Origin of the sequence: Bacillus sp. GB_SG_008 (assembly GCF_052038115.1) — a bacterium.
GTDB classification, from domain to species: domain Bacteria; phylum Bacillota; class Bacilli; order Bacillales; family Bacillaceae_G; genus Bacillus_A; species Bacillus_A rhizoplanae.
On the sequence record NZ_JBPZSK010000013.1, the window covers coordinates 16,677 to 40,064 of the forward strand.

Here is a 23,388-nt window from a genome sequence, read left to right on the forward strand (position 1 = left end):
CAAGTGGGAAGTTGTCCGCATCGCGGTCATTTAACGTGGTGGGATTCTGACACTTGTGATAACTGTGGCCGAGAGTTTAAGTAAGGAGAGAGGGTGGGAGGTAACACAAATAAAAAACTGATTATTCATAATATTATTTTTAAAAAGGAGAGATGCTTGTGAAACAAAAGCTAATCAAAAAATTAGCTATCGTAACAGGGTTGGCTTTATTGATTATTGGTGGATTTAGTAGTTCTGCTCTCGCGGCACCGTATTATATGCCTGAGAAATCAACTTTTTATAGCAATCCAAATGGCTCCAATCCAGTTACGTTTGATCCTCAAACACTAGATGTAAATCAACAGTGGTTTTTAATAGATGCGGATCATAATTTTACTAAAAAACCAGTATGGATTGGGTTCAACGAGTCGGAATTTAATAATGTACGTTTTGATGGTAAAAATCTAACAATTTACTCAGGGAAAAAACTTTTAGCAGATCCAAATAACCCTGAACCAATTGGATGGATAGCGCCGCAAACAATTGTTGTTTCGCAGGAATGGTTCTATGTTAATACTCAAAGTAACTCTAAATGGTTGGGATACAATGCTCCGGGAGCACCTGTTTTAGATTCTAACAATAAAACTTCATATCCAGGGCAGTATGCTGTATATCAACTGGTAAGTGGCCCACCTATCGGCGGACAGTTTAAAGAAATTAACCGTTTTAGTAGTCCTACTGATGCTATTGATTATGCACGTAATTTCGATAATGTAAAAGTCGTAGATACCAGTCTTGACCCTTATAATCCCAAGGCTTTGGTTTGGGATGACATTTTTAGATATATAGTTTATCAATTACAAGGGGTTCGTAAGGATCAACCTATAAGAATAGGAGGGTTTATCGATCAAAACCAAGCTAAAGACAAAGCTAAACAATATCAAGATACAGTGGTAATTGATATTCGTACCAATTCAACGATATATAAAGCATCTAACATCGACGAACATTTTGTTCAAATTGATACTGTTCAGGGTTATGTAGTGTGGAAAGATAGTAATAAAAATATACTTAAATTTACATCAAAAATGGCTATTGATACTGATGGCGATGGTAAAGTAAGGTATGAATCACGTTACAAAGAAGACTACTATCATCAACCTGACATATCATTAGGGATTCACGTTGATCCTGGTGAATATCCATACTTTGTTCTCCCTGGTAATAAATATACACAATGGGGTGCACATTTAGGTGATTATGCTGCTGTTATTAATCACAACGCAAATGATACAACTGCTTACGCTATATTTGCAGATGTAGGTCCTTTTGATAAATTAGGGGAAGGTTCGCTTGGTCTTGGTATAGATTTAAAAATTCCAAACGTAAGTCCTAATAATGGTGCATCTGGGAATATAGAGTTTATCATATTCCTCAATTCATCTAACGGAAGACCTATAGATTCAAATGTAGTTAGACAAATTGCAAAAGCAAAATATGACCAATATAAAAACTAAAAATGTTATATGTACATCATTGACAATATGAATCTATAAATACTTTGTAGACTATGGAACATGAATTTTACCCTTCATACACTTGTGAAGGGTATTTTTATTGCTGTGTAATCATCATGGTTGAAGGAGCCATAATAATTAAAAAGTAAATTCTGATACTTGTGTAATGATAATAAAGTTTCTGTAGTGCTTAAAGGGGTATCGCCACATCACCATCAAGCTAAAAAATCAAAATCCCCCCATAACGAAAAAACGGTATTCTTTCTATCTAGGATGTAGATGTATCTTTTGAATAAAGGTTGGTAAAAATGCTTTTTCTCCTATCCATAAGGGATAGTTAATATTTTTGATAATAGCAAATTGAATTTTTAAACTTGTACCTACAGTTACGTGAGGTAGTATGATCAAGGTAAACAGGTTTGAATAAAGAAGGGAGAATGTAAAATGAGTAATAATAAAAAATATTCAATTGGAGAATTTTCTGCTAAAACCGGGACATCAATACGAACATTACATTATTATGATGAAATAGGGTTACTCAAAGCTGAAAAGCAACCTTCTTCTGGTCATCGGCAATACAATGACCAGGATGTCCTTACGTTGCAAAAAATAGTTGGTTTTAAATCTTTAGGCTATAGTTTAGAACAAATCGGTAAAATGATGAAGGAGTCCAGTTTTAATTCAAACTTAAATGACACATTACAAAAACAAAAAAAGGCTTTGGAGCAGAAAAAAGAACAAATTGAAACCACACTAAATGCTATTAATCGCACGATTAAATTAATAGCAGATGAAGGAGAAGTCGATAGTCCAGTTTTAATGAGTTTAATTAACAGCATGCAAACAGAGAAGGACCAAAGACTATGGGTTGAACAACATATATCAAAAGATGTGGCTGATCAGTTATTTAACAGGCCTAAAGAAGAACTGGTGGCATTAGATAAAGAATTTATTCAGTTGTCTAAGGAAGTAAAAAGGTTGATGGGAAAATCGGTGCATGATCCTGAGGTACAAGAGTTAGTAGATAAGCATATGAAGACAACACTTGAATTTGTTGGTGAAGAAGCGATATACGCTATACAAGATTTAGAAGATCTAGAAAAAGAAAAGCTTGAAAATATATTTTCCTCTCCATATACAAAAGAAGAGGAGGAATGGTTAAATCAAGCGATGGAGTATTATATGATTCAAAATGGTATGTATACTCCAAAGATAGATTAAAAAAGGTTCTGTTGCAAAGTTTCCGAAGACATAAAGAGATGGGGAATATTGTGGACCAGTTTTATGAAACTATTAATAATTCATGTAATGCGTTATACGTCGAAAAAACGAAGTTTGATTGAGGACTTCGTTTTCGTTTATATATAGCATGAACAGTTTCTATACCTTTAATAGTACGTGTGGCATGGCGAAGACTTTGAAATCCTAAAGAACGGGAGAATCGACGTTTCACATCTCGGTGATCTTGCTCAATGATATTATTGAGGTACTTGATTTTACGATGAAAGGTACTTTTGTAAAGACCTATCTCCTTTAATTTTTTGAATGCGGAAGCTAAAGAAGGGGCCTTATCTGTCGTCAGAACCGTTGGTTCTCCAAAAGCTCGAACAAGTCTTTTCATAAAAGCATATGCTGCTTGTGTGTCTCGTTTTTGACGAAGTTGAATATCAAGTGTTTGTCCCCCTTTATCAATTGCTCGATATAAATAACACCACTTTCCTTTAATTTTGATATAGGTTTCATTCAAACGCCAAGATAACAATGTGTTTTTGTTTTTCTTCTTCCAAATTTGATAGATAAGATTTCCATATTCATGAACCCAGTGCATGATAGTTGTTGGATGAATAGAAATACCACGTTCTTTGAGAATTTCAGACACATCGCGATAGCTTAAAGAAAAACGACAATAGTAGCCAACGGCTACCAAGATAATATCTTTCTCGCACTGTTTTCCTTTAAAATATCCCATTTGTTACGCTCCTTGTTTGTTTTTTACAGAGTTTAGCTTACTCTAGAAAACTTTGCAACAGAACCGTCTGGGATAGTGGATCTATCAACTCCTTAAATTCTCGACCTATCGGTCTTGCGATTTACCGTTGACAGACTATAGTAACAGATTTCTTCCCTTCATATTTCATAAATATTGATAAATCCCTATTTATAGAATATCCTAAAAATATAACAATCACAGGGAGGATAACATATGTATATTAAATCAATAAATTTCGTCAATCATGAAATATATAATGATCTGAAGTTTAATTTTTGTGATAGTAATGGAAAACCTTTTAAAACTATTATTTTGGCAGGAGAAAACGGAACCGGAAAATCAACTTTATTAAATGTAATATTTAATTTTATTGCATCTCCACTACCTACAAAACAATCTAATGGAGAAACCATTTTTGTTTTTCAACTAAGTGAAAATGAAATATTGAGTTTTAAAGGTGCTGGAGAGTTCGAATCAAGAGTACGAGGATATGAATTAGGTAATGAATTATCAGTTACAGTTGATAATTCTATTATGCATGACTGGAATGCAGTTAAAGTAAGCATTTCAAGAAAAAATGGAGAACAGCCTTTAGAACTTCCAGGTTATCTTTTAAGTCGTCCTGAAATTAAAAATATATTTAAAAGTATTTTTTCTGATGTAGACGTCAACTATACAGCACAATCAGTAAATAGCACTACCTCTTTAGAGATAGATATGCCTGATAGCTACCTAGCTAAATCTACGGCAAATCTTGCACAAGAAATTACTCAATTATTAATTGATATTGAAGCTCTAGACAATGGAGATTTTGCACAATGGGCTGATCAAAACCCTACAGCTCAAGTATCTGAAGGCATAAGAGATATACGTATGAAAAGATTCAAAAATGCATTTGAAAGTATTTTTCCAAATAAAAAATATAAAAAAGTAATTAATACAGAAAACGGAAAACAAATTTTGTTCGAAGAATTCGGAAAAGAAATCTCAATAAATGATTTAAGCTCAGGAGAAAAACAAATTGTTTTCAGAGGAAGTTTTCTACTAAGAAATAAACTTTCAACAGAAGGATCAATTGTATTGATAGATGAACCTGAGATAAGTCTTCACCCTAAATGGCAATTAAAAATTCTTGATTTTTATAAAAATCTATTTAAAAACAATGAGGGGATTCAAACATCACAACTGTTTTTTGCAACTCATTCTCCTTTTGTTATTCATAATGATAACCGCACAAATGATAAAGTATTAATTTTAAAAAGAACTCCAACCGGAGAAATTTCTATACCTGAACAAGGAGAATTCTTTAATTGGACTGAAGAACAAGTTATTAAAGAAGCATTTGACATCAATTTTTTACAAGAAAAAATTCAAAACGCACCTAAACATTTAGTCATTACTGAAGGTAAAACAGATTGGAAACATTTAAGTTCAGCTTTAAATAAATTCCAAGAAGATGGACAAATGACTGAAGACAACTTTGAATTCTATGAATTTGAAGATGAAATCGATATGGGAAGCAGTAATTTATTAAATTTATGTACTTCTCTTTCAAAATTAAAGAATGATATGAAAATCATTGCTGTATTCGACAGAGATGAAACAAATATTATAAATAAAGTGTCTATTAATAACGGTGAAAATTCCAAAAAATGGGGTAATAATGTTTATTCTTTTACATTACCAATACCTAATCATAGAACTTTAACTCCGAACATTTGCATAGAACACTACTACACAGATGAAGACATTAAATTAGAAGATTTACATTCTAGAAGACTATATATGGGAAATGAATTCTCTTCTACATTTGGATTACATAGTAATTCTGATAAAATTTGTAAATTAAAAAATAAATGTGGAGAAAATTCTATACAAATTATTGATAGTGGCGTTTGTTCTATTAATGACGAGAACACAAATATAGCTCTTTCTAAAAATAATTTCGCTCAATATATTTATGATAGAACTGAGCCCTTTAACAACGTTAACTTCGAAAGTTTCCGTCCTGTTTTTGGAATTATACAAGAGATAATTAACGAAGATGATGAATAACAGTTAAATTTATACCTAACATTCAAAACAACAAATGAGCTATTTAATATTTAAATAGCTCATTTGTTGTTTACTTTCGATAAAACGCAAAAGAGCCCTCTTAATTTAGGACACTTTTGCATTTTTTCTCTAAAAATAAAGCAGAGGAAGTCCTTTTAGGTCTCCCCTGCTTTATTTTTAGAGATATGGAATGTCTTTAAGTATATTTACTAAGGTGGATCCCTTCAGCCAAACTTGTTGTTGATACATACGTTTACCATTTAATATAAGAGTTTTTGTGGTTGCGTTGTTTCCAGTACCACGTAAGAAAATATCCGAGTTTTTTGATTTAGGGAAATTAGTTTCCTCCATGGGTAAACCTGTTTTAGGTGTAATACGAGTATTTCCGTTTTTATCTTTCATAACAGATACATCCACTTCGTTATTCCAAACTAATTCACGTACCTTATCCCATACAGGTTTAACTTTGTTATATAAGAAATCATCATCGTACTGAACACGTTTGAAGCCTTCGAAGACGGTTTGTTCAAGTGGTGTATCTTTATCAGTTTCCTTGAAGATAATGAACAACATAGATTGGTTTGAGAAGAAATCATAGATATATGAATCTTCAAATTTAATTTCTTGATTAGTCCATTCATCGAAGTCGATAGTATCGAATTTCATATCTTCAGTGCGTCCGCCTTTCATGGTTTGTACCATTGTTTTAGGTATCATACCAAGTTTTGCAAAAGTATCAATCTTTCGGAGTTTTTCGCCACTTGATCCAAACATATGAGTAATAATTTGCTCAGTGATTGCTTTGTTAACCTTACCTTGTGTGTTTCGTTTCAAAGGAATGTTGAGTGTATTCGCGATATATTCAACTGTTTGTCCTTTAAATTGGGTTGTGAAGTCATGAAGTTTCTTGTCGAGTTCTGTATAGCTTGAAAATTTATTAGATGGTTGGAGAGGTTCAAATTCTTCTCCTAAGTACCCTTGTACTATTGTATTAACCACTGATTGTTTTAAACGGAACCGTGGACGGTTAGGCCATTTTGGTGCAGTGTCCATGTACATCATTTTGTCGCGAAGCTTCGAAATTTTTGGATATTCAGTTTCGGGATTTTCCAGGGTTTCTTGAAGTTCTTTGATAAAATCGCGTACTATAGTCCAGTCATTCTTCAAGATTTGTACGTCAGCTTCACTAAAATTATGAAATTGATAGCCTTGAATTGTAAAGTTGGCATACTCCGAAGCAGGCACAGTTTTATCTGAGTCATACAGATAATAAACTAATAGTGAATGCTCAATTTTATTCCAAAAGGTTGACTGGAAAAAGTGTTCATCAACAATCTTTTCGGGCGAAACAGCGGTTATACTCATTGGCTCTTTAGCTTCGAGTGCGTGTTTACCACGCTTTGTACGTTTCAATCCAGTCGTTTTTAATTCGGTATCAATGCCGTCTACAAGCAAATCTGCTTTTTGTTTTGTATCGGGCGGATAACCGAGAATGGATTGCTCAACTACATCTCCTGCAATTCCTGTGATTTTTGGATTGGTTTTGGTTTTGGCGAATACGTGATTTATATCAACTTCGCCAAGTGTTTTTCCAACAACAGGGCGAAGAATATTATCTAGTTCTTCACGCGTAAAAATATGGTCAGCCATATCTTCAACTCCTTTTAAGAAATTCTACAAAGTTTGTTCCCTTAAATTATACTTTTACTTGATCTTTTCTGCTTGTTAAGTTATAATTCGATAATACGAGATTCCGTATTTAGAAAGTGAGCTGAAAAAACTTAATCAAGCTACGTCTTAGTGATATTCTCAAAGAACGTGATATGAAACAAAAAGAATTAGCTGAATTAAGTGGACTTCGTGAAAGTACTGTAAGCGATATGGTTCGAGGTATTCGAACTTCAGTCAACTTGGATTCATTAGAGAAAGTTATGGATTGTTTGGATATAACTGATTACAACGAAATGTTTGAAAAAGTCGAGGAAAAAATGTATGTCTAATCAATTTAAGATATTTTCAATGTTTGACGGTGTCGGCGGATTTATCGTTGGACTAGATAACGCCAATAAGAAATGTGGGAAAGACTTCTATAAGACGACTTACTCAAATCAATTTGAGCCAAGCCGTAAAGCGCAGGACGCGTTTGAAGTTGGTGTTTACCGTTTTCCAGAAATGAATCACAGCAATCAAGACATTATGCAAGTACCAAACAGCTACTTCGATGAAATGAAGGAAAATGGTGTAAATATGATTGTCGGAGGTTTTCCCTGTCAAGATTATTCAGTAGCCCGTTCAAAGAAACACGAAATGGGTATTCAAGGGAAGAAAGGTGTTCTGTTCTGGGAAATTATTCGTGCAACGAACCACATTCGTCCCGAATACTTAGTGTTGGAAAATGTAGATCGCTTATTGAAATCTCCGTCAAGTCAACGCGGTCGTGACTTTGCGATTATGCTTGCAGCGTTCGATCAACTTGGTTATTCGGTTGAATGGCGTGTAATTAACGCAGCTGATTATGGACGGGCTCAACGTCGTCGTCGTGTATTCTTCTTTGTATATCGAAACGATACAGACTGGGCGAAACGCATTGATGAAAAATATGGTGCTCCAGAGCAGATTTGTGATGATGCAATGTATAATGATTATATTTTCCAAGATGGATTATTCGCACGCCAATTTCCAATCGTTCAAAAGCCGTACAAGTCTCGTCAGTGGATGCAAAAATTATCTGAGTTCCGTTCAGATGATGAAGAAAATTACATTCTAGATGTATCAGACAACTTCACTGGAAAAATTTGGAATACAGGTGTTATGCGTTACGGTCAATATTTTACGATTGATACTGAGCCAACTATGGAAGAAAAGCCAATGACGCTTGGTGACGTAGTTTCTCAAGCAAAAGACGCATTTATCGCTGAATACGAAGACAAAGCGGAAGGCGAAAAAGCTTATGCTGAATACATCGACAACTATACCATTCGTGATGACGCAAAACTTGAAAAATTCCACTACTTACGTGGACCAAAGAAGATTGAACGCACAACTGCGGACGGTCACAAATGGATTTACTCAGAAGGTGGAATGTCTCCATACGACAACTTGAATGTGCCAGCGCGCACGATGTTGACGAGCGAAGGTTCAGTGAACCGTTCAACGCACTTTTTGAAAGAAGATGACAACTACCGTTTAATTACACCAATGGAAGCTGAGTTACTTCAAGACTTCCCACCAAATTGGACGAAATACAAAATGACTGCAAACGGCGAAGCGGAAGTTTCTGACCGCATGCGTATGTTTTTTATGGGAAATGCTTTGGTAACTGGTATAGTTGAGCGTATCGGTCAAGAAATGGCGACAATTGTTAAGGAGTCAACTTTAGGTATGGGCAACAAATCGCTAAATCAAAAACAAATTACCAAAACATCGTAAATTAATATCTAAAAGTTTACATTGGAGAATAGGAAAAAGAACTTGTTTTTTAGGGTTCTTTTTTTCTTTCAAAAAAGATAGAAAATCGAGCGAAGCGACAACTGTTTTAGGACGAGAAAATGAAATTTTGAGACCGAAAACAGGTAAAGGTTGTAGGGATCTCCTACCAAGTTAAAAACATTGTTTTTGGGGAGTGTGGTCACACTCCCGTAGCTTGCCCTTTTCTCTTTTAGAATTTTTTACACTTAATTGCTACTTTGCTCTTGGTTACAAGAACGTTGGTACTGGCCTATGAAAGATGGTTTATGTTTAAATAATCTTTTGTTTTTTATAATGAATATGAAAGTAATTTTTCATTTAAAAGTTTACATAGATTAAAATGCTATTTAATTATTGAAATGGACTTTTATATGTGAAATATGTTTTATTTTTTATATGTATAATTAATAGCTGTTAATTGATTTTATATATTTATGATGTGATTATAAGATTCGCACTTTTGTTTATACAGTTTAAATGAAATTGGAGGACTTCAAAATGGCTATTTCGGTAAAAACTAGAAAGATGTTATGGGGAAAAGCAGCTAATAGATGTGCATCTTCAGATTGTAGAAGAGAATTAGTTATGGATGAAACAGAAACAGATGATCCATCGATTATAGGTGAAGAATGTCATATTATAGCTAGAGAAGATGATGGACCTAGAGGAGATATTAATTTTCCAAAAGAGCAAAGAGATTTATATGGTAATTTAATTTTATTATGCAATGTTCATCATAAAATTGTTGATGATCAAGAAAATTTTTATACAGTTGAGAGTTTAAAAGAGATGAAAAACTCTCATGAAGAGTGGGTTCGTCAATCTCTTAGTATTGATAGACAAAAATTAAAAGATGATTTGGTATATTCAACTTATATTGATGAATTGGTTCAAAAGATTGATTTAGAGAATTGGAGATCATGGACTTCAGGGTTAATAAGTTTAGGTCAACCAAAAATTGAAAAACAAAAATTAAAAGAATTAGAAGATGTTAAAACTTGGTTGTTTTCTAGGGTTATGCCTAATACTTATGTGGAACTAGAAAATGCATTTAATAATTTTATGTTAGTTTTACAAGATTTAATTAATATTTTTTATAAGCATGCAATTGAAGTTAAGGGTTATTACAAAACTGAAAAAATTTATAAAATTGATCGTTGGGATCCTGAATTATATAATAAATTGTATAAAGAGTATATGTTTCATGTAGATTTAGTTATGGATTTAACTGTTGAATTAACTCGTGCGGCTAATTATTTATGTGATCAAGTTAGACGATATTTAATCTCTGATTTTCGTTTAAAGGAAGGGTTAATACTTATAACCTCGGGTCCATACATAGATCTTGCCTTTAAAACTCATAGGGTGAATTATATAGGGGATCAAAGAAATGGAATACCTTATAAAGGATTAGATTGGTTTAAAAAAGAAAGAAGAAATAGAGATTTATATTTTGGACTCGGTGAAAATATTGAAAAATCTGAGAAATCAGGAATCACATATTAATTTCTTGATATTTGTTGTTTTGGTTCTGGTGCAAAAACTTCAGGACCATTGCAACGAATCTATAAATCTTGGACATACTGATACTATTACTCTAGAAAGGGTGCGTGATTGGTATGGAAAAGGAAAATGTATTCAAATGGAAGCATTATCAGCCGGATATTATTTTATTAACGGTAAGATGGTACCTACGGTACAACCTCAGTTTTCGTGATTTGGTGGAAATGATGGAGGAACGGGGCTTATCCATTTCTCATACAACGATTATGCGCTGGGTTCATCAATATGGACCTCAATTAGAAGAGAAAGTACGACATCATCTTAAATCAACAAATGACTCGTGGAGAACCTATATTAAAGTAAAAGGTCAATGGATGTACTTATATCGTGCGGTTGATTCAGAGGGCAATACAATTGATTTTTATCTAAGTAAATCAAGAGATAAACAAGCAGCCAAGCGCTTTTTCAAGAAAGCCTTGGCTTTTTCGTATGTTTCTAAACCTCGCGTGATAACAGTAGATAAGAACCCTGCCTATCCTGTAGCGATTCAAGAGTTGAAAGAAGAGAAACATATGCCTGAAGGCATACAACTAAGGCAAGTTAAATATCTCAATAATATAGTAGAACAAGATCATCGCTTTATAAAGAAGCGAATCCGTTCTATGGGTTCTGTTGCAAAGTTTTCTAAACTACGCTAAACTCTGGAAAAAACCAAGGAGAATGACAGATGAGATATTTTAAAGGGAAACAGTTCGAGAAAGATATTATCTTGGTAGCCGTTGGCTACTATTGTCGTTTTTCTTTAAGCTATCGCGATGTGTCTGAAATTCTCAAAGAACGTGGTATTTCTATTCATCCAACAACTATCATGCGCTGGGTTCATGAATATGGAAATCTTATCTATCAAATTTGGAAGAAGAAAAACAAAAACACATTGTTATCTTGGCGTTTGGATGAAACCTATATCAAAATTAAAGGAAAGTGGTGTTATTTATATCGAGCAAGATCATCGACATGTGAAACGTCGATTTTCCCGTTCCTTGGGCTTTCAAAGTCTTCGCCATGCCTCACGTACTATTAAAGTTATAGAAACTGTTCATGCCATATACAAACAAAAGCGAAGTCTTCAACCAAACTTCGTTTTTTCGACGTATAACGTATTACATGAATTATTAATAGTTTCATAAAACTGGTCCGCAATATTCCCCATCTCTTTATGTCTTCGGAAACTTTGCAACAGAACCAGAAAATTTATTGCCATAAAGGAGTGAATTAAATGGCAAATATTTGAACGAAATAATAAAGGCACTCAGGAGTTACTTCAGAAATAAAAGTTGCCATTTGAGTAATTGATATGTCATTGCTGGATTCAACACAATGTTAATCGCATGCCTTTTCTCGTGGAATGAACTTACATTATTCTAAGAAATTTAAAGTTTAAATTCTTCTTAAGTTTAATAATTCCCACCTTGTTGTCTCTTTTTAAGAGTGCCCAAATCCTATGTACATTCCCTTCTTCTCAAAAACAAGTATTACATCCTATTTACAATTAAATCCGATTTTAACGCGTTTTTATCACTACCGAAACGATGTTTGAAATTACTGCTTCTGTAATCAGGAGTGAGGCGAAATTTAAGGAAATAAAATTATTATACATGGGAAAAGTAACTACTGTGTCCAAGACTTTTATTGTCTCATAATCGATTATAGAAAGGATGATATGATGGAGGATATTTATCTTCAAAGTGATGTCTTTAAATTTTTATCCATTAGACCCCCAAAAAAAATTAGCCCTGAATCTGAGGAAAAACGATTCATTTATGATAACAGAAAACCAGAAGAATCCATTGTATTAAAAGAGCTTACTCAATTTACAGCCTCTAGAATCAGAGAGGAGTCACCTATTTCGCTTACGCGAAGATTAATTCAAGCCAATGGATATGCTCTTGATTATTCGAAAGATGTAAATTATCAATGGTCCATGGGGATCAATAAGATTATTCAAGATCAGTTCAATTCACATGAATGGGATGCGCAAAGCCTATTGAAGAAGATAAAAAATCTATTAGGAGCGTCACCAGTTGAGTTTGTAAAGAAAAAGGAGTTTATCAATTTTTTCGCTAAGTTATGGGACAGTCTATATGCTTTTCAGGTTTTGAATCATGAGGAAGTGTCAAATTTAGAGGAGCTGATTCTACAGTTACGCATTCTTCATGTTTTAGATTACTTATCCAAGCATGAATCATTTCAAAACATGGCTGAATTAAAAGATGTGTATAATGCTGTGCCTGCGTTGCCAAAAGAAATCATGAAACCGATTGTTGGGGACGTAACAGACTTGGCACGGGTTATCCCCATCCACGTGGATATACTTCCCGACCCCGGCACGATACGACCGCTGGGATTCGGAGACGTCAAGGTAGTTAAACAAAAACTGCAAAAATATGTGGATGGAGAGGTAGCTCACATCGAAAATGTGCTTAAAAGCGAACATAAAGATCGAAAGCACCGCAGGTTAGATCGAACAGAGGAGACATTTATCACCATTCAAGATAATACAGAAGTCAATGAAAGAGACACACAAAGTACCGACAGATTTGAATTAAAGAATGAGGCTGATAAGATTATCAAATCAGATGAGGCGGTGAAGGCAGGTGTCAATGTAACTGCAACGTATGGTCCTGTAGTGATTTCTGCCCATGGGGATTATGCGTCCAACACTTCGACTTCTGAGTCTACAAGGAATTCCACCAATTTCTCTAAGGATATTATGGATCGTTCTGTTTCAAAGGTTACGAAACGAACACGGGAAGAGCGAATCCGAAAAACGATCCAGGAAATTGAAGAAATAAATGATCATGGGTTTGATAATACAGCTCCGGGTACCGAGAACATATCCGGAATATATCGATGGGTGGACAAACACTATAAGGCACAGGTTTATAACTATGGACCACGTTTGATGTTTGAGTTTATCGTTCCTGAACCGGCTGCATTTTATATTTATAAACAGATTTCTCAACCGGAACGTGAACCTATTATCAAGCCTGAAATGCCAGCGCGCATTAACTTTCCACCATCGGATATTACGCCTGCTAACTATCTGCTATTTATGAATCAGTACAAAGTGACGGGAGTGAGTCCTCCTCCAGATGAATTTATTACGATTTCCATTGCCCTCGATCAACCGGTGAGCGACCAACCGTTGCACACATTTACCAAATCCACTTCGGAGGTAAAGGTCCCACCTGGCTACAAGGCCATCAAAAATATGGTAATCTTCAATCCAGGTGGAGGACCCCCAGGACCAGCTGCTACTAGTTTATTTGCCAGTGTCACTGTTGGTATGAGTAATTATGTATATCAAACAGGACAACCTTTTGTGGAAAATTTGGGGAAAATGGTAAGCGATGATATGTCTAAAGATCAAGATAACACTACTCTTCAAGATGGGACCGTTCCAATCACGATTCTCACGATGAACATTGAAGCGTATACGGCCAATATTAAGATTCTTTGTCAACGAACTTCAGAGAAGCTGGAAGAATGGCAAAATGGGGTATATAAGGCGATTGTTGATGCTTATAAAGTGATGGTAGACGATTTTAATAAATCCATAAAGGACAATCAACCGAGCTCGAACTTTATCTCCGGCAATAATCCCAACATCAATCGAACGATTGAAAAGGAAGAGCTGAAGAGATGGTGTATCAACTTGTTCACGAACCAAAACTTCAGCATTTTCAAGGCGATGCAGGAAGGTGACCCATCCACTTATCCTGAAATAGATGTAGACAGGGCGAGAAGTGAAGGGAAGTACATCCAATTTTTCGAGCAAGCCTTTGAATGGGAAAATATAACTTATGTCTTTTATCCTTATTTCTGGGGAAAGAAAAAAAACTGGGTGCAACATAGTCAACATATTTCTCTCCAGGATCCAGACCCCCTGTTCACACAATTCTTACAAGCAGGATCCGCCCGAGTGATAGTGCCTGTTAGGTTAGCTTATGAAAATGCAGTTTTATATTATTTACAAACAAAAAATGATCCGCTTTTTCCGGGGATCATATGGGGTGGTGGGGACCCACCTACATTATGTGATCCGCTCTATCTTTCCATTGTGGATGAACTGAAAGATCAGCAAGATCCCTTACATGATGGAGTTTTGGAAGCAGAGTGGGACGTCATCATCCCAACCACTTTGGTCCATTTGCAAAAGGATTCCACCCTACCAGATTTGACGACAACCGGCCCATAAATATTTCAAACAACAAAGGCGCCCTTTTTCTGAAGAGGGCGCCTTTATTACCGCTTCTCAGCGAGTGACGTTGCCAATGGCACCATTTCTTTTGAGATAGTATCGAGGTCGCTTGCTCCAATGTCAACCCCGATTATCTCGAAGTTTGGGATCAACTCTGCCGCCAATTGACGTTCAATATTGGCAGAGTTCACATCCTTTGGTAACACACAAAATATTTTGGCCTTGTTTGGCGTAAAGCGTACGGGAATCTGCTGTGTACCGACGTAGATTTGTGGTAAGTTTCCATTAGCATCAGCTACTAATCGTTCGATATCCCTGCGAATTTGGCCACCCTTTTCCGTAAGGATTATCTCTCGTTCTATTTCTTCCAGGCTACGGTTAAAAGGTATTCCCTTCTGTTGAGCTAATTCTTGTTCTTCTTCAAGAACATCCTTGGCATAGGCACGAAGTTCTAGTCGTTCCTCTTGAGTAAGCGAAGAAAAGCTACCGGATGCGCTGCTTAATTCACGGGCACCACGTTGGCCTGCCTTGGCTTCGAAAATAGCTACGATCTCGAGAACACCGTTATTATGAAAACCGATCATGCCATCGGTAAGTTCACCTTTTTTTGCATCTCGGATTATATGACCTGGAAAAAACTCCAATTTCTTTCCTTGTGCGGTAACACCCAATGATGCCGGGCCAGTGCGTTTCTGCAACCAGGGAACTACCCGGGATTCTATTAATTCCTCCAGCAAACGACCTTTCAAATGATCAACAACAGGTCCCTTTTCCAAGATGCGTTGCATCGCATAACCATCAAGATTACTTAGAATCGGATACTTAACAGACATTTTTTTCAAAAAATCAATCACCCTTTGATCAACCGTAGAGGAAGTGCCGCCTCCAATCCTTATAAGTTGTGATAACAACGTTGCAGCATCGGTTGCTAGTTGCGGTTCCAGTTTTTGTTGTGCACGGACGGAAGCCTCTGCTTTTTTCAAAGTCTCTAGAAATTTCTCATCTGCACTTGCACGTCGAGTGGCTGAAAGGATACGCGTCCAGTCACGGGCATCTCTTCCATAGAGTGCCATCAACCTGGACTCTGTATAAAGCGCTTTGCCACCCTTCACCAATCGCCCGGCTAAAGGTAATAAAATACAGGCTCCCAGAACCCCACGATCTAAGTTCGTCAGTCGATAGCCAAACAGGTCTCGGCCGGTATAGGCTTCAAACGACGCCACCACGTTGCCCACTACAGGAACCAACCCAATGGCCAACTCCACCATCACTTCAATCGTGGAAGGTTGGATGGGTGTCTCACTTATTTCAGTGTCATATGGAAGAGTCTGTGCTAGGCGAAGCAAAGCCACTAAATCGGGTCGTTCGCTGAGCATGAGCCTTAATCCGGCTTCTGGACTTAGCGATGAAAAGATAGCATTGAATTCTTGCTTCTGAAACCAAATCAACAACTCTTTGGCTATGGTCTGTAATATTCCTGGAATATACTGACTCATTTGAACCAAGTAAGAGCGCCCCGTATCAGGGTCAGTTATCGCTTTCTGGGCCGCGTCGTACCTCGTGACAAGATGTGTCGTATAATCTATATACTCCAATCTTTTATTCATGTAAGAATCCGTGGTCTCTGGAGCTAGTACGAAATATGTTTGTTCCAATAAACGGGAAAACCACAAGTCTGCCCCTCTGAGTCCGCTATGTGGATCTGGAGGTAAATGATCATACATAAGAACAAAGGCGGGACTTTCCCGGAGTTGCTGCTCCATTGTCTCTAAAGTGCGACGCATTACGGCGATATTGATATCATTGGATTGTCCACTTGCCAGGTAGCTCTTCAGCCTAATTCGCGCGCTGTCTACTTTGGCGACGTATGAAGAAAGATTTTGAGTCATAATTTATTTACCTTTCCTATTCTAATCTTGAGACATCAAAGTGTTAGGCTAGAGATTTCTTACGAGGCTTGTTTGATTTTCTAATCTCAATCGAGATACTCCCCCACTCAGAATTTAGTCTCTGGTTTTATATACACAATTTATTGGTTTGCCAACAATCCCTAGTATGTTCAGATTGATAAAGTAACAAACGGGCCTAATTCATTCTCGTACGATAAATATAAATAAAATTGAAAATAATCATTTTTGGTTTAATAAGATAGAATATCGGCATCCTTTCTATGTTTTTGGCATAAATATCCGATTCCTTGATAAAGAGTTATTCCACAATTTGGCCCTTTAACGGAATAAAAACGAACTATTTTTTCCCTTCTGAAAGTTTTCGATATAAAGTCGACCTTGAAACATTCGTAATTTCACAAATTTGCTTTACGGTCATTTTACCTTCTCGATAAAGCTTTACTGCATAGTTAATCCCGGCATGCTTATGGTGATACTTTTTGACTCTTCCACGGTATTTCCCTTCCTTTTTCGCTAAATCAATTCCTTCACGTTGACGCATTCGAATTAGATCACGCTCTAATTGATTTACTCCACCCATGACCGTCATTAAAAATTGGGGTTCTGTTGCAAAGTTTCCGAAGACATAAAGAGATGGAGAATATTGTGGACCAGTTTTATGAAACTATTAATAATTCATGTAATGCGTTATACGTCGAAAAAACGAAGTTTGGTTGAGGACTTCGTTTTTGTTTGTATATAGCATGAACAGTTTCGATACCTTTAATAGTACGTGAGGCATGGCGAAGACTTTGAAAGCCTAAAGAACGGGAGAATCGACGTTTCACATGTCGGTGATCTTGCTCAATGATATGATTGAGGTACTTGATTGTACGATGAAAGGTATTTTTGTAAAGACCTATCTCCTTTAATTTTTTGAATGCGGAAGCTAAAGAAGGGGCCTTATCTGTCGTCAGAACCGTTGGTTCTCCAAAAGTTCGAACAAGTCTTTTCATAAAAGCATATGCTGCTTGTGTGTCCCGTTTTTGACGAAGTTGAATAGCAAGTGTTTGTCCCTCTTTATCAATTGTTCGATATAAATAACACCATTTCCCTTTCACCTTGATATAGGTTTCATCCAAACGCCAAGATAACAATGTGTTTTTGTTTTTCTTCTTCCAAATGTGATAGATAAGATTTCCATATTCATGAACCCAGCGCATGATAGTTGTTGGATGAATAGAAATACCACGTTCTTTGAGAATTTCAGACACATCGCGATAACTTAAAGAAAAACGACAATAGTAGCCAACGGCTATTAAAATAATATCCTTCTTGAACTGTTTCCCTTTAAAATATCCCATCTGTGATTCTCCTTGTTTTCTTTTTCGAAAGTGTAGCTTAGTTTAGAAAACTTTGCAACAGAACCCAAATTGTAATAGTTTCATCCGTTCCTCGTTTTATTTGAACTATGTGGGATATAAATTACAGAATACCAGAAAGTGTGGGATGTGCTTAATAGTTAAAAACGAATCCGATCATAGAAATAGGGTCCTAATATATTAAAGATATATAAATATTAGGAGTAAAGATAGTAAGGATTGATTATCCTTACTATCTTTTTTTATCTTAAAGAATAAATAAAAAATACATGGTAATTAAACACGGTCAAGAAATTTGAATATATTCACTTGTTGACCTACCTTCTGTTAAAGACAAAGAAAAGGAAATTTTTAAGTGACCAAAATGGACAAAAACGGTCCTTTTACGGGTATATTACTTTATTTTAACTTCACCAATTAATAATCACCTGTATTACTGTTTATAAAATCATTTAAAGGTATTGGTTGAGGATGAGGTCCATGCCCACTCCCCCTACATTTATCATTGAACTCATCAATTAGTAAAGTGTATTCACCGTACAGCTCTTCAATCTGGTTTTGAATTTCTTTTTTCTCTTCCTCAGTGGTTGCATTCTGGAGTTTGCGACCTAATTTCCCAAGGTTATCCTTGTCTATACCTATCTCGGTTTTTAGAGTTTTACAAAATTTCTCTCTTCCAACAGGAGGAGGTGGGACCTGCCTTGGTTTTCCGATAAGGACAGTTGCAAGTTCCTCTTTAATTGTGTCGACGCTCACGATGAAGCCTGGTCCTGAGAACTCGTCACCAGCCTTTAAGGCCTCTTTTCCATGTGTTCCCTTTAGTAATAACCCAGTATCATCATTCCGTATTTGGTGAATCAATACTGCTTTTGTAATAGCTTGGTCCCACCCTAAACTATTTCGATATTCAACAGTATATGTTGTGTCACCAGTCGATACCAAGGCAAAAGAATTAGCTCCACTTGGTACCGACTGATTAAGTGGGGCAAGAATAATTCTTTTAAATTCGCCAGGATTAATGGTATTCAAGTTTACAGATGCGTATTCGTTGCCATTCCAACCGAGAAAGACATGCCCAGGTGCATTTAAACCTGGACCACTTGTCCCAAAACGTCGATCGTTAAACGTTGCACTGGCACCTCCGAATGTGAAAGCACTCATAATGTCCCATCCATCACCGTACACACCAGTATCTATATTGTAGGAGTGATTTAGACCGTAACCATGTCCCATTTCATGAGATGCCCACGAATTAGTCCAAGCACCTGGGTCTAGTACAACCAAGCCGAACTTCACTCCTCTATGGGTACCTACTGGGACAGACGGCATCTGAGGACCGATAATGGAACCAGAATCAACTTGCGCATTAAGGATAATGATGATTCCATTATAGTTTAAAAGTGCGTTTGGGTTATTTTCCTCGCTTACAATGGAATCTCTAACAGCATTAATGGCATCATTAATTCTATTCCAACGCTGTACTGGTTGGGGACCTGTTCTGCTCTTGTCAAAAGCCAATGTATATGGCAACTGGTACCAAGCCCCTCCGTTGTCATATACTTTTGAGCCAGTCAAATCAATTGTTCCGTACGATACATCGTGCCAATAGTCAAACATTCCCCCTGTCCCAGGATTGACAAAAAGATCCTTAAAAAACTGAGTGGTTTGTGGCAATTGGGATTGGTCCGAAAACCTGCAAAGAATAATTGCCCATCTATAATTTCCTGTCACGTGTTCTATCATGGATTATTTCTCCTTTGTGGTGATAATAAGAATTACTTTAAAAATCAATTTATAAAAAAACGCATTTATTATAATTTACATTTGATTTTCTTATTATTCTAAAACCATTGAGTTTAATTATTAATCAAATAGGACCCCAAAAAGAGATAAACCAGAAGAATTGCAAAGTTTCATAAGATGCAAGTATAAAAAATAACATTGCTGTAATGGACTTATGCTTTGCATGGCCCTTTTTATTTGGATTCGTTACAAATTGCTTTGCTATTATTGTAGCTTGTGAAAAAATACACTTAAACTAATTGGGGCGTTTGTTGAATAAGAAATTTCGAAAAAAGCCTGTATCAATGATTACTTGGTAATCTACGATACAGGCTTTATCTATCAGTAACTAATTGTCCCTATATATCTTTAATTATTCAGGACTCTATTTCTATAGCAAATTCATTTATTATTTATTGAAAAAACCTCAATTTTAAATAAAATCTTTTTTAAGCGCTTGTAAACCAATAAACAGCAAAATAATTTGCTTCCGTTTCCATAACAAAAAATACATCATTCCACTCTGGTTCATATGCATAAGAAAATCTGATTCCATCACTAGGAAATTCAATAGGTTTGATAAAGGGAGCATATCTATTTCTTACTTTGATAAATTCTTCTTTGGATATCGACTTTAATTCTTTTTGTTCTTTCCTAATTTTCCCTTCGAATTCCTCCATAGTCATTTCTTTAACATTTTTCCCTTTATGCCAATACCAATGCGTATTTCTTCCTTCAATGAATTGGCATTGTACTGTAAACTCCTTTAGGGTTTTAATACTGTCGTATACATCTTTTCTTTTAGTATGTTCAAAAACACATATTCTCTCTTCACATCCGCCTATTAATTCATCGTCTTCAAATACAAAATATTTCACATCTTCATCTCCTATTGTCCATTTACATATATTTTATATCTGTAATATAGCTGATATTTATGTATCGTACCTTGTTATCATTATTAATAATTCTTAACTCATTTCGAGACGTATCATAATAGTGGATATAACCTGATTCCAAATGTATTCTGTTATGTTTATGATATAAAATGACTACTTCAAGATTTTCGGACATCGCCTCACATACAATTTCATTTATAGCTTCTAATTGCTGCTCATCTAAAATTGGCATTGGAACATGATTTTGTTTTTCATACAATTCATTTAGCCCTTCAAATTGCTCTTTTATTGCGGAAAACGGCATCCATCTCATCATACCCCTATCAATCATGACTTATATTCCTCCTTATGCTTTATGACCACCAATTTTATTGTTTCTATCACGCTGTGTAGCCCCATGAATGTAACTTATGCCTCTCATAATTGAATTTTCCCCATACTTATGACGGATACCATCCATTGTTTTTGCTAATTTCCTTTGAACATCTTTTTTTGAGGTATCTTCAAATAAGGACATTTGAATTGCATCGTCCCTGGTCAAATTCTTTAAAGTTATATGTATTTGGCGCACTGGATGCCCAGAATGAAATTTTTTTAACAGTTGTAAGCACGCCTCATAAACCTCCTCAGTTAAACAGGTCGGTTGTTCTAAGGTAATTGCTCGCTTAAATCCTCTACCAATATATTTGCTGTATCCTATAGCAAGCTCAACCGTTCTACAACATTTATCCATAGATCGTAATCGAAAACAGGTTTCCTCAATCTGTTCTAAAATGAGTAATTTTAATTTATTTAGACTAAAACAATCTTCCAATAATATTTGTCCTTTTGTTATTGAAGTACTTTTAGGAATGTATTTATTAGCAATCCGACTTTCATCAATACCATATGAAAAACGATATAGTTCTTCACCTTTTACTTTGCCAAACCCCTTTATTAAATGTTCTTTGGGCGTTTTTGCAACATCCTTTAAGGAAAATAGACCCATTTTATGTAGTGCTTCTTGAGTAGCTGATCCGATTCCCCATACTTTTTGAAGAGGCTTGATTTCCCATAATTTCTTCGAGACATCTTCGTATGACCACATTGAAATCCTGAATCTTGAATGTTTACTTTCCACATCTAAAGCAACCTTTGCAAGGAATAGGTTAGGCGCAATTCCAATGGATGCGGTTATGCCAGTTGTGTCATATATCTCTTTTTGAATCCTTTTAGCAATTACAATTGGATCACGTCCAAATAAATGTGATGTCTGTTCCATATCTAGAAAGCACTCGTCTATTGAGTAAACGTGTAGATCCTCTAATGCTACATACTTCGTATAAATTTCTGTAATCTGATTTGAAATTTCAACAAACCTTTTCATTGTTGCATTTACAATAATGATGTTTGGATCTTTTGGTATTTCGTATAATCGGGTTGCTGTAGAAATCCCTAATTTTTTCAATTCAGGAGTGGCGGCTAGCACAATAGATCCATTTCTGTTCGTATCCCCAACAACCGCTAATTTTACTTTGAGTGGATCTAAACCTCGCATCACACAAGCACAACTAGCGAAAAATGAACAAAGGTCTATACAAAATATCATCCGATTCATGCATTTTGAGTAATCAAACATCATTTTACCCCCCCAAAAACAGAACGTTTGTTCCTATTATAAACCTATTTTTTGGGTTCATACAATGGTTTATTAAAATTTTTATTATAATTATGGTATGTGAAATTATATAAGAGGGATGAATATGTTTTTATGGAATTAATCAAATATAGTTCTATAATTAAGATACTTACTATTCAGATTTGAAAGGAGACTAAATGAACTACGATATTTATTGTGACGAGTCTGGTAACAGTGGAGGAAATTATTTAGATCCTCAACAACCTTTCTACATTTTAGCCGGATGGTTTGTTGAAAGAAATTTGAAATACCTAGCTGAAAATCGAATTACTATAGATATCATAGAAGGGGGAGGGGAAATATAGTAAATTCATGGGGACGACCTAGAATAAAAATCAAAAAAACAAAAAGTGAATGGATTTGGGATATCGTTGGATATTCATTTTTCTTAGGATCAATAATTTTTTTAATCACCATTTGGGGAAGATTACCCGATGAAGTACCGGGACATTATAACGCAGCTGGGGTTGTAGATCGCTGGGGGTCAAAGTGGGAACTTTTGATTCTACCAGGAATAGGGACATTCATACTTCTTTTAATGCAGACTTTAGAAAAGTTTCCAGAAGTTAATAACTATCCACAAAGACTTAATGAATCGAATGCTAAGCAGTTTTATTTAAATAGCCGAAAAGTGATTAATCAATTAAAAAATGTTTGTTTAGTTATTTTTGCTTTAATCCAATTTGAGACAATTTCAATAGCTTTAGGTTGGAGAAGCGGTTTTGGTAAATTATTTTTACCGATAACAATTATTGGGACAGTTATTCCAATTGTTGTAGGAATAATAAGGCAACGAAAAATTAAATAATACGGACTGAATAAACAATCTAATTTATGACGTTATTTCGTTATCGGGCGCTCTTATGGAATAAAACTTAGATTTTCAAACGACTTTATTGTTATTTTTTCGTTTAGTGAAGTATTTTTATCAAAAATTAAACAACTTTATTTTACCTCCGCCCTAATTTTAGGACGGGGGTATGCG

At 35.5% G+C, this 23,388-nt stretch carries 17 protein-coding genes and 3 pseudogenes; 11 read left to right on the plus strand and 9 right to left on the minus strand.

The genetic code is table 11. The features are described from left to right. Positions 1-158: 158 nt before the first annotated feature. Both ACTDJC_RS21200 and ACTDJC_RS21205 read left to right on the plus strand, forming a co-directional pair. Positions 159-1,496: a hypothetical protein gene (locus ACTDJC_RS21200; protein WP_440604595.1), complete on the plus strand. Its 1,338-nt coding sequence runs from the start codon at positions 159-161 to the stop codon at positions 1,494-1,496. Between the two features lie 444 nt (positions 1,497-1,940). After that, entirely contained in the window at positions 1,941-2,717 is a 777-nt protein-coding gene (locus ACTDJC_RS21205; RefSeq protein ID WP_440604596.1) for a MerR family transcriptional regulator, read from the plus strand. A 61-nt stretch (positions 2,718-2,778) separates the two neighbouring features. On the opposite strand, the gene ACTDJC_RS21210 is transcribed toward ACTDJC_RS21205, so the two are convergent. After that, positions 2,779-3,465 (minus strand): IS6 family transposase, encoded by a 687-nt coding sequence (locus tag ACTDJC_RS21210; RefSeq protein ID WP_440604597.1) that lies wholly within the window; start codon positions 3,463-3,465, stop codon positions 2,779-2,781. A gap of 234 nt (positions 3,466-3,699) precedes the next feature. On the opposite strand from ACTDJC_RS21210, the gene ACTDJC_RS21215 reads away from it, so the two are divergent. Then, entirely contained in the window at positions 3,700-5,541 is a 1,842-nt protein-coding gene (locus tag ACTDJC_RS21215; RefSeq protein ID WP_440604598.1) for an AAA family ATPase, read from the plus strand. Positions 5,542-5,718: 177 nt separating this feature from the next. On the opposite strand, the gene ACTDJC_RS21220 is transcribed toward ACTDJC_RS21215, so the two are convergent. Continuing rightward, entirely contained in the window at positions 5,719-7,191 is a 1,473-nt protein-coding gene (locus ACTDJC_RS21220; protein ID WP_440604599.1) for a MutH/Sau3AI family endonuclease, read from the minus strand. Positions 7,192-7,346: 155 nt separating this feature from the next. Between ACTDJC_RS21220 and ACTDJC_RS21225 the strand changes: the two genes are divergently transcribed. The 6 genes and pseudogenes from ACTDJC_RS21225 to ACTDJC_RS21250 all read left to right on the plus strand — a co-directional run bounded on the left by ACTDJC_RS21225 (position 7,347) and on the right by ACTDJC_RS21250 (position 14,770). Beyond that, entirely contained in the window at positions 7,347-7,541 is a 195-nt protein-coding gene (locus ACTDJC_RS21225; RefSeq protein ID WP_440604621.1) for a helix-turn-helix domain-containing protein, read from the plus strand. Further along, positions 7,534-8,970 (plus strand): DNA (cytosine-5-)-methyltransferase, encoded by a 1,437-nt coding sequence (gene dcm, locus ACTDJC_RS21230; protein ID WP_440604600.1) that lies wholly within the window; start codon positions 7,534-7,536, stop codon positions 8,968-8,970. The genes ACTDJC_RS21225 and dcm overlap by 8 nt, the downstream gene beginning before the upstream one ends. 537 nt (positions 8,971-9,507) lie before the next feature. Next, entirely contained in the window at positions 9,508-10,515 is a 1,008-nt protein-coding gene (locus ACTDJC_RS21235; protein ID WP_440604601.1) for a hypothetical protein, read from the plus strand. Positions 10,516-10,628: 113 nt separating this feature from the next. Beyond that, positions 10,629-11,195 (plus strand): annotated as a pseudogene (locus ACTDJC_RS21240) (IS6 family transposase); the annotation flags it as partial. 44 nt (positions 11,196-11,239) lie between these two features. Further along, a pseudogene (locus ACTDJC_RS21245) lies at positions 11,240-11,515 on the plus strand (IS6 family transposase); the annotation flags it as partial. Between the two features lie 720 nt (positions 11,516-12,235). Further along, a complete protein-coding gene (locus ACTDJC_RS21250; RefSeq protein WP_440604602.1) occupies positions 12,236-14,770 on the plus strand; it encodes a hypothetical protein in 2,535 nt (844 codons plus the stop codon). 47 nt (positions 14,771-14,817) lie between these two features. On the opposite strand, the gene ACTDJC_RS21255 is transcribed toward ACTDJC_RS21250, so the two are convergent. From ACTDJC_RS21255 to ACTDJC_RS21285, 7 genes and pseudogenes are all read right to left on the minus strand, one after another. Next, entirely contained in the window at positions 14,818-16,662 is a 1,845-nt protein-coding gene (locus tag ACTDJC_RS21255) for a pre-toxin TG domain-containing protein (RefSeq protein ID WP_440604603.1), read from the minus strand. A gap of 358 nt (positions 16,663-17,020) precedes the next feature. Next, positions 17,021-17,281: pseudogene (locus ACTDJC_RS21260) on the minus strand (helix-turn-helix domain-containing protein); the annotation flags it as partial. Between the two features lie 58 nt (positions 17,282-17,339). Next, positions 17,340-18,026 carry an IS6 family transposase gene (locus tag ACTDJC_RS21265; protein ID WP_440604604.1) on the minus strand — a complete coding sequence of 229 codons (687 nt, stop codon included), beginning with the start codon at positions 18,024-18,026 and terminating at the stop codon, positions 17,340-17,342. A gap of 435 nt (positions 18,027-18,461) precedes the next feature. Beyond that, the gene (locus ACTDJC_RS21270; protein WP_440604605.1) at positions 18,462-19,787 is read right to left on the minus strand and encodes a hypothetical protein; all 1,326 of its coding nucleotides are present in this window, start codon (positions 19,785-19,787) and stop codon (positions 18,462-18,464) included. A gap of 488 nt (positions 19,788-20,275) precedes the next feature. Continuing rightward, positions 20,276-20,704, minus strand: coding sequence for a hypothetical protein (locus ACTDJC_RS21275; protein ID WP_440604606.1), 429 nt, complete (start codon positions 20,702-20,704; stop codon positions 20,276-20,278). Between the two features lie 22 nt (positions 20,705-20,726). After that, entirely contained in the window at positions 20,727-21,056 is a 330-nt protein-coding gene (locus tag ACTDJC_RS21280; RefSeq protein WP_440604607.1) for a YolD-like family protein, read from the minus strand. 15 nt (positions 21,057-21,071) lie between these two features. Then, entirely contained in the window at positions 21,072-22,343 is a 1,272-nt protein-coding gene (locus ACTDJC_RS21285; RefSeq protein WP_440604608.1) for a Y-family DNA polymerase, read from the minus strand. 197 nt (positions 22,344-22,540) lie between these two features. On the opposite strand from ACTDJC_RS21285, the gene ACTDJC_RS21290 reads away from it, so the two are divergent. Both ACTDJC_RS21290 and ACTDJC_RS21295 read left to right on the plus strand, forming a co-directional pair. Then, positions 22,541-22,708 carry a DUF3800 domain-containing protein gene (locus tag ACTDJC_RS21290; protein WP_440604609.1) on the plus strand — a complete coding sequence of 56 codons (168 nt, stop codon included), beginning with the start codon at positions 22,541-22,543 and terminating at the stop codon, positions 22,706-22,708. A gap of 53 nt (positions 22,709-22,761) precedes the next feature. Then, positions 22,762-23,211: a DUF1648 domain-containing protein gene (locus tag ACTDJC_RS21295; protein WP_440604622.1), complete on the plus strand. Its 450-nt coding sequence runs from the start codon at positions 22,762-22,764 to the stop codon at positions 23,209-23,211. The last annotated feature ends 177 nt before the right edge of the window (positions 23,212-23,388 follow it).